Below are 390 nucleotides of genomic sequence, written 5' to 3'. Positions count from 1 at the left end.
CATGGAGCATGGGGATTTTTACGGCAGAGTGAGGATACAGCGGTAGTCATGTTATTCGCCCTCCTGGTTATCAGCAATATTTCGCGGATATTCGATTTTTAACTGCGATGGCATAGACGTAAATATTGGAGAAGTCTCTCCTTCTGCACCGGAAATGCCCTCATAAACCTCCCCTTCAGCCGTCGTAATTTTATATGTGGTGAAAGGCTTGACAGCTCCGCTGGCGGATGACGTTGTGATAAACCCTTCACTGTACCCTTTAGGAAAAGTTACAGGCGGTGTATCTAAACTGGCAGGACCGGTCTGATTAACATTGGCCGCTTTCAGCAAAATATTTCCCGGACATCCCAGTTCAATATTCCCGCCGCTAAGCTTTATATAAGCACCACC

Annotated in this window: 1 protein-coding gene; it reads right to left on the bottom strand. The window is 46.7% G+C overall.

Going from position 1 to position 390, the window contains the following annotated elements:
* Positions 1 to 51: 51 nt before the first annotated feature.
* Positions 52 to 390: DUF2345 domain-containing protein (locus tag ADJ24_RS21510; RefSeq protein ID WP_048703683.1), on the bottom strand; the 339-nt coding region annotated here is incomplete at its 5' end.

It is taken from the genome of Enterobacter sp. 940_PEND, assembly GCF_001059415.1.
Taxonomy (GTDB): domain Bacteria; phylum Pseudomonadota; class Gammaproteobacteria; order Enterobacterales; family Enterobacteriaceae; genus Enterobacter; species Enterobacter cloacae_M.
This window is presented reverse-complemented; position numbering and strand designations above follow the sequence as displayed.